This window comes from Enterobacter sp. E14S, assembly GCF_055666685.1.
The window spans coordinates 1-2,323 of the sequence record NZ_JBVODQ010000019.1 but is presented as its reverse complement, the minus strand read 5'-3'; the positions used below and the strand labels follow the sequence as shown (position 1 = coordinate 2,323).

The following is a 2,323-nucleotide window of genomic DNA, read 5'->3' as shown; positions in this document are numbered from 1 at the left end:
TGCTTCACCATTGATACCATTACCCTTTCCGGCGCGACCCTCATTTCCCCGAAAACCCGGCAGGCTCTCGTTGCGCCGTGGCAGGGCCGGTGTCTGGATATGGCGAAAATAACGGAGCTTCTCGCCCATATTTCTGACTGGTATATCAGCCGGGGATATATCACCAGCCGCGCCTTTCTCACCGAGCAGGATCTCTCCGGCGGTCAGCTGAATATTGTTGTGCTGGAAGGACGGCTGGAGGCGATACGCCTCGAAGGCGAAACGCCGCGCATGCTGAAAATGGCGTTTCCGGGACGGGTGGGCGGCATCCTTAATTTACGCGACATCGAACAGGGGATGGAGCAAATTAACCGTTTGCGTTCAGAGCCGGTGCAGATTGAAATTCTGCCGGGAACGCAGGCCGGATATTCCATCGTTAATCTCACGGCCAAACCGGAATTTCCGTTAAGTGCATCCGTGAGCCTGGATAATAGCGGGCAGAAGAGCACCGGTGAAAACCAGCTGAATGGCGTGCTCACCGCGAATAATATGCTGGGGCTGGCGGATAGATGGTTTGTCAGCGGCGGGCGCAGCAGCGATTTTGCCAGCGCGTACGATGCGCAGAACTTCCAGGCTGGCGTCAGCGTGCCGTCTGGCTACGGATTACTGGACTACAGCTACGCCTGGAGTAACTACCGGACCACTATCAGTAACCAGGGCTTCAACTGGCTCTCCACGGGCGATACTAAAACCCACCGCCTTAACGCGTCCTGGGTGGTTTTCCGCAACGGGGATGTCAAAACCGGCATTGCGGCGGGCGTGGTTCAGCGTTCCAGCCGCAACTGGCTTAACGACGCGCCGCTTAAGAGCAGCACGCGCAACCTTTCCAGCCTGGTCCTGGGAATTACCCACACGCAAAAAATGCTGGGCGGCGTGGCGACCTTCAACCCGACCTGGAGCCACGGCATGCCGTGGTTCAATGCCGAAACCGACGAAAATAAATCCGGGGATATGCCGCGGGCGGAATTCCGTAAATGGAGCCTGAACGCCAGTTTCCAGCGTCCAGTCGCCCGTAACGCGTGGTGGCTGACCAGCGCCTACGGCCAGTGGTCGCCCGACCGGCTGTACGGCGCCGAGTGCCTGACGCTCGGCGGCGAAAGCTCCGTACGCGGTTTTAAAGAACAGTACCTGTCCGGGGATAACGGCGGCTACTGGCGTAACGAGCTGGGGTATTCCCTCTTCACCCTCCCGGTGATTGGCGCGGTAAGCGCAACGGTCGCCGTTGACGGCGGCTGGCTGGAAAAAGACCGTCAGGACCGCTTTGCCTCCGGCACGCTGTGGGGCGGTTCGGTGGGGCTGAGCAGCGCCGGGCGCTGGTACAGCAGCCAGGTTTCAGTCGGCACGCCGCTGCACTATCCCGACTGGCTCGGCCCGGATCATGTGAGCGTTAACTGGCGCATTGCCTTCATGCTTTAAGAGACTCTACGACTATGGATACCCGTCACCCACCCGTTCGTTTCTCGCAGCGTCTGATCAGCTGGATTGTCTGCGGCCTGATGGTCTGGCAGCCGATGGTACCTGCCGTCGCGGCGGCGCTCACGCCGGCCGGGCAGACCACTGTCGATCGGGCGGGAAACGGGGTGCCGGTCGTCAACATCGCCACCCCGAACGGGGCGGGCATCTCGCATAACCAGTTCGGCGAGTATAACGTCGGCAACGAGGGGCTTATCCTCAATAACGGCACGGACCGTTTAACCCAAACCCAGCTGGGCGGGCTTATCCAGAACAACCCCAACCTGCAGGCCGGGCGGGAAGCGAAAGGCATCATCAACGAAGTCACGGGCGCCAGCCGCTCGCAGCTGCAGGGCTACACGGAAGTCGCCGGTAAGGCGGCAAACGTCATGGTGGCCAACCCGTACGGCATTACCTGTAACGGGTGCGGATTTATCAACACCCCGAACGTCACCCTGACCACCGGCAAGCCGCAGTTTGACGCCAGCGGTAACCTGCTGGCGCTTGAGGTGACGAAAGGGGCCATCACGGTTGAAGGCCAGGGGCTGGACGCCAGCAAGAGCGACGCGCTGTCGATTATTGCGCGCGCAACGGAAGTGAACGCCGCGATACACGCGAACGACCTGACGGTGACGGCAGGGGCGAACCGCGTGGGTGCCGACGGCAGCGTCACGCCGATTAGCGGCGAGGGGCCCGCACCCGTGGTGGCGGTGGATACCGGCGCGCTCGGCGGAATGTATGCCAACCGTATCCGCCTGGTCTCCAGCGAGGCGGGCGTGGGGGTGAACCTCGGCAACCTCACCGCGCGCCAGGGCGATATTCAGCTGGATGC

At 61.5% G+C, this 2,323-nt stretch carries 2 protein-coding genes; both read left to right on the top strand.

Features of this window, described 5'->3' with window-relative positions; translation table 11 throughout:
* A partial coding sequence (locus tag ACZ6J2_RS21760; protein WP_471726636.1) for a ShlB/FhaC/HecB family hemolysin secretion/activation protein occupies positions 1 to 1,455 on the top strand: 1,455 nt, incomplete at its 5' end.
* Positions 1,456 to 1,469: 14 nt separating this feature from the next.
* Positions 1,470 to 2,323, top strand: an 854-nt coding sequence (locus ACZ6J2_RS21755) for a filamentous hemagglutinin N-terminal domain-containing protein (RefSeq protein ID WP_471726635.1), incomplete at its 3' end; no start/stop codon positions are given.